The sequence below is a fragment of the uncultured Bifidobacterium sp. genome, from assembly GCF_945269915.1.
Taxonomy (GTDB): Bacteria; Actinomycetota; Actinomycetes; order Actinomycetales; family Bifidobacteriaceae; genus Bombiscardovia; species Bombiscardovia indica.
On sequence record NZ_CALYOY010000055.1, the window covers coordinates 1 to 5,231 of the forward strand.

At 58.5% G+C, this 5,231-nt stretch carries 3 protein-coding genes and 1 pseudogene; 2 read left to right on the plus strand and 2 right to left on the minus strand.

The window, feature by feature from the left end:
* Together Q0K62_RS07710 and Q0K62_RS07715 are read right to left on the minus strand one after the other, a co-directional pair.
* A pseudogene (locus Q0K62_RS07710) lies at positions 1-316 on the minus strand (hypothetical protein); the annotation flags it as partial.
* The gene (locus tag Q0K62_RS07715) at positions 313-1,284 is read right to left on the minus strand and encodes an ABC transporter ATP-binding protein (protein ID WP_297317395.1); all 972 of its coding nucleotides are present in this window, start codon (positions 1,282-1,284) and stop codon (positions 313-315) included. The pseudogene Q0K62_RS07710 and the gene Q0K62_RS07715, both read right to left, overlap by 4 nt.
* Positions 1,285-2,473: 1,189 nt before the next feature.
* Here Q0K62_RS07715 and Q0K62_RS07720 point away from each other — a divergent pair.
* A complete protein-coding gene (locus Q0K62_RS07720; protein WP_297317396.1) occupies positions 2,474-3,088 on the plus strand; it encodes a class I SAM-dependent methyltransferase in 615 nt (204 codons plus the stop codon).
* A 50-nt stretch (positions 3,089-3,138) separates the two neighbouring features.
* Entirely contained in the window at positions 3,139-3,405 is a 267-nt protein-coding gene (locus Q0K62_RS07725; protein WP_297317397.1) for a hypothetical protein, read from the plus strand.
* The last annotated feature ends 1,826 nt before the right edge of the window (positions 3,406-5,231 follow it).

Here is a 5,231-nt window from a genome sequence, read left to right on the forward strand (position 1 = left end):
CCATGACGGCCAGCCGGCTGGTGAGCAGGGCGGCAAGGATCGGGGCCAGCAGGCCAACGAGCTCGTAGACATCGCCTTGCGCCAAGGTCACGGTGCGTGTCGCCGGATTGCCGCCTGCCCGTTTCATGACGGCAAATCCTGACCACAAGGAAACCAAGGTAATCATGCCTATGATCATCCACCAGAAGGATGAGCCCTTCAGCTTGCGCATCTCCATGAAGATGAGCATCAACGGGCCGCTGAAGCGTATGGCTCCGGCACCCCCATGCTTCCCGGGCTCCACGGATTTCAGGATGTTTGCAGTGATGGCGCTCATCGTGAAGCCCCCTGCTGGAGGCCGGCCTGCGGTACATGGGCCCGGGGGCTTTCCACCAGTTCCAGGAAGGCCTCCTCTAGGCTCTTGCGTTCGGAAGCCACACGATAGACCTCCAGTCCCCGGGAGACCAGCTGGGCGACTAAACCCCCGACTTGCCGGTCATCGAATTCCCGGATCCGCAAGGCCCCGCTTTCCTGAATGTACCCATAGTCGATGCCGTCGTGCTCAAGCACGCCTGCCGCCAGTTGAGGGTCGGAAACGCGCAGGTCTATATGCCCCTCCTCGCGCAGATTTTCCAAGGAGCCCTGGTAGAGCAGTCGTCCGGCCCCGATGATGCCGACCACCGGCGCCATCTTCTCGATTTCGGAGAGAATGTGGCTGCTGATAACGACCGTAACACCTTCGCTAGCTGCAAGATCCATGATCATCTGACGCACCTCGACTACCGCCCCGGCATCCAAACCGTTGGTCGGCTCGTCCAAAAGCAGCAGCTCAGGATGGGATATGAGCGCCATGGCGATGCCCAGACGCTGCTTCATGCCAAGGGAGTAGTCCCTGGCCCTCTTGTCCTCATGTCCTCCCAGCCCCACCTTAGCCAACACAGCTGAAGCCGAGTTGGAAGGCAGACCCAAGTAATCAGCCACCATTCGGCAGTTGTCCAGACCAGACAAGCCCGGGTAGAAACTGGGGCCTTCGATCATGGATCCCACACGTCCCGGTTGGATTCGACTCTTGGAGCCCACCTCCTGGCCCAGCATCCACATCCTTCCAGAGCTGGGGGCCGTCAACCCAAGCAGTAGTTTCATGGTCGTGGACTTGCCTGCGCCATTCGGCCCCAGCAGACCGTAGACGCCTTCCGAGGGAACCTGCAGATTCACCCCATTCACGGCAGTGAACTGTCCATAGGATTTCACCAGATTTTCGGTCGATACAGCCAGCTGTCGCCGAGCGTTTCGATACCTGCGCATGATTTCGCCTTCCTATCCAACGTATGACTCCATGGAAACCGACAAAGAAAAAGCCTGCAACAGGACAGGTGAAAATGTCCCCCTGAGGGGACATCGAGCCAAGAGTCCCGAATACCGGAAGGAACTGGAGCAGATTGACGGAATCGTGTTCCGGTGCGGGTGTCGGCAAAACATCAGCCATGACCGTTGAGCGGCAGGGGGTCAATGAAGGTGGTTCCCGAGTTGGCACCTGTATACGGACTCGTGGAGCCCGATAACCACACCCCCTCCCCGATGGCGAACCGGCAGCGGGAACGGACACGACAGGTCGTTGCAGGAGCCCGTGTCGGAGGCGAGGAGATCCGGATCCGGTTCTCGCCTCCGCCATTCATCAAAGTAGGGGTGGGGGCATGGTGGGCATCATCCCCGCTGATCCATGGTGATGTCCGCATGCTCACAGCCAATCAATCGAGGATCCGAACAGCGCGCCGCCGAGGTGGAACGACCGTCGATGTCGGTCCGGAAAACACCTTGCCATAGCCCATCGTGGTCGTCAACGTTCAGCGCCTCCGGCTGCATGTGGGCCGACGTACGGAACCCGAATATGCAATTCGGTGTCCATGCCCCCATTTCCGAGCGCCCCTCGCGCTGGTATTTCCAAGCATGAACCCAGGAGGCTCCCCGACGGACACCGACACGAACGAGCCCCATTCGACCGACGGCGAACGACCCCACGATATTGGACCACCTCCGGAATGGCAAAAGCCGGCCCGCACGACGAACGATACGTGCAGTTGAACCTATTCGCGTTGACCGAATGATCGCGGCCGTAGGTAGATCAGGGACGACTCCTCAAACACCTCTCCGACGATCAACCGCCATTGCTTTCAATTCCGACTGATCATGGCTGGTCATACCCGCATTGAAAGCAAATGGACCGGACACCCATGTGGTCTTGGAACCCGTCTTTTCGAATACTCTATAGTGCGTGCATACCTATAAGCGTGCTCATACACATTGAGCACCTGGTCAAAGCCCCCATGGGCTGAATCAGGTATAGCCTCCATGAGCGGTCGGTCGGCGATGAGGAAAAATGAATTCATTTCTTTCACCCCCCCAAAAAAGCGGATGCCCCTCAAATGGGCCCACATCCTGTCAAGGGCCTCTGGTCACATTCATGCTGGCTCATGCTACGGTCATGAAATCGTAGGTGAACAACCTGGACGTGACGCACTGGGTATGGCGACGATTTGATATGCGGCATTCAGTCCTAAACCATGATGCTGTTCATAACACAAGAGAGATGACTGTTTTTACGTATGTCCGAGCTTCATCACCGCCGATGGCCTCTATATCCTGGGAGGTAAGCCATGCCCGACAGGAAGCCGATCAATCCGGTGATGTGAGGGACAATCTCCTCAACTGGAACGACCGGGCGGTTGTGCACGCCAATGGCGCATATGGCGATCGCGATGCATTCGCCGATGACCCCTCGGCCTCATCACCGGTCGTCTTGCGCGATCTTGCGGTTCTTGAACCCCATCTTCCCGAAAGCGGCATAACGGGTTTGCGGCTTCAGCATCTGCAATGTCACATCGGCGAGGACACCCTGACCTGGTGGCGATTGGGTGCGGGGAAGGTTTATGGCCTGGATTTCTCCCCCACCGCGCTTGAGTATGCCAGGAATCCGTCCGAACGAGCCGGGGCATCAATCACCTATGTGCAGGGGGGTGCCCGCTTCGCGGCACAGGCCATGCCTGATCAGGCGGGTCGGTCAATCTCATCGTCACCAGTGCCTGAACCATCACCTGGCTTCCCGATCTGAACGACTGGGCCCGCTCAATCGCCACACTCCTGGCAGATGGCGGCATCTTCATGATCCGCGACAACCATCCGCTGCTGTTCGCCTTGGACAATGAGGGCATGACGATAATCCAGAACTACTTCGGCGGAACGGAAACAACCCATGAAACCGATCAGACCTACGCATCCGCGGTGGAGGCCCAACAGCATCAGGCCAGGACCCGGATTGAGCACACCACCAATCACAACTGGGCCCATGACTTCCAGGAGATGACCGGCGCACTGCTGGACGCCGGGCTGGCCATAGAGGCGATTGGCGAACATGCTGTGACCGACTGAAAGCCCTGCCCATGCTGGAGTACAATTCCGACCTCGCTGGATGGACCATGCCCCGGGACCGACCGCAGATTCCGCTGTCTTTCTCGATCGTGGCGAGAAAGCCCTTGTGAACTTGTTCCGTTTACGTGTTCTCCGCACCTTGCGGGATGGCCGTAGCAGGTACATATCGGCACGCGCCACCGATCGGACAGCCACTTGGCCCCCTGCCCCGGTTGGCGATAACACAGTCTCCAAGGTCAGGCGGATCCCCTCCCATCCATCCGGCCCGGCATACGATTCCATGACCTGCAAACAGGACATGTCGACAGGTCGACCCATGAAGGACGGCCTGAGCACCCCGCCCCAAACGAGCCCGGCACATTCAGAACAGGAAGGTCGAAACCGATCATTATGCCCGCCTTGATCTTCTCCGACACCTGAGGGAGAAGACTCCCGACCGATCCTGTCGCATCGGTCTTTCGATGAAACAAACCGCTCCTATCGGAAACCCGGGCGCACAGAACGACCTCTCAGCCCTGAAACCCTACTTCAGAGCCTGCGGGGTGGCACCGGATTCCGGTTCCTTGCCATCATGACGCGTCTCCTGCCGCCTTCATGGACCGCAACCTGTCGCGCCCGCATTCTCCCTACGACCGTCAACCGTACAGGGGCCGATACATTCCCGCTTCTCATCAATGATGGCAAATCACTAGGCAGCCATGCGGCGATGTCGGGTTGAACGCGGAAAGGTGTTCATAACAATCAGCATCATTGCGTTTAGCAGGCTTGCCAACGCATTACACAAACCGGAATGGCATGGTGACCCCACGCGGATGACCCCTTCTCAGGTTTCATCCGCCATGGCATCATGGCCATTGAACCCGGAATCATCGCCAAGCTCGATCCACTCCGATTCAGTCTCCGGAACCTGACCATATCGCGATACCCCCTGTACACGACCAGAGTGGTCGACGGATCCTCCGGCCCGGCGTTCATCCCTTCAGATGAAACCGTGTTCGACAGGATACCGAACGGCTCGAATGGCTGTACGGTAATCATCCACACGCGCGTAGTTGCAGGAATCCATGTCAAGGCTGGGTGCTCCGTCATTATTACCGGCATCTCCATGGCACAGACGGAATGATGCAGCCCTTGGAGTATGCCATGATGCCAAGCCACCAGAAGCACCCCCTGCAGCGTGTCTGCCGCACAAGTACCGCAGGTTGCCTCTGTTCTCACTTTCGTCGTCGGTCGTCATCGCGATCAAGGACATGCCCTTATGGCCCGATCCATGCGTTGATGACCTGAGCGGGATGGAGACGTTCGGATCCGCAATGGGTGGTTCCTGCAACTCCCCCCCCCCCGCGGGAAGGCCACGGAATCCGATCGTCCCGACCAGAAGTCGGATCCGTTCGTTGGCTACATGATTGGCACGATGGGCAAAGGCTACGAAAACAGGTGGATAGTTCCCAAATGCTGTCGGCATTCATCGGATCGGCCAGAACGGAATGGGCCGGGTGGAGAAAGGATCTGTGACAGGGCCAACCATTCGCCCATAAGAATATCGCCGTACCTTCCTTCAACTCGGGGATGGAATCCGACCGACCGGGATTTGGCTTAGGGAGAGAGACCCCAACGCACCAGTCGTGCGTGGCGGGCGTGTGCTGCATTGTGGGCGGGTATGGTACGATATGAGAAATGGGTTCCGTGTCGTGTGCGTCCGTCCCCGTGGCGGGTAGCGCATGCAAGGGGTGCGGATCCCGGAGGGGCCGGATGATTCGTATCGATGTCCCTCCTGTATCTGCATGGAAGGGGAACACCGGTATGCTTCGTTTCACGGCGATGGG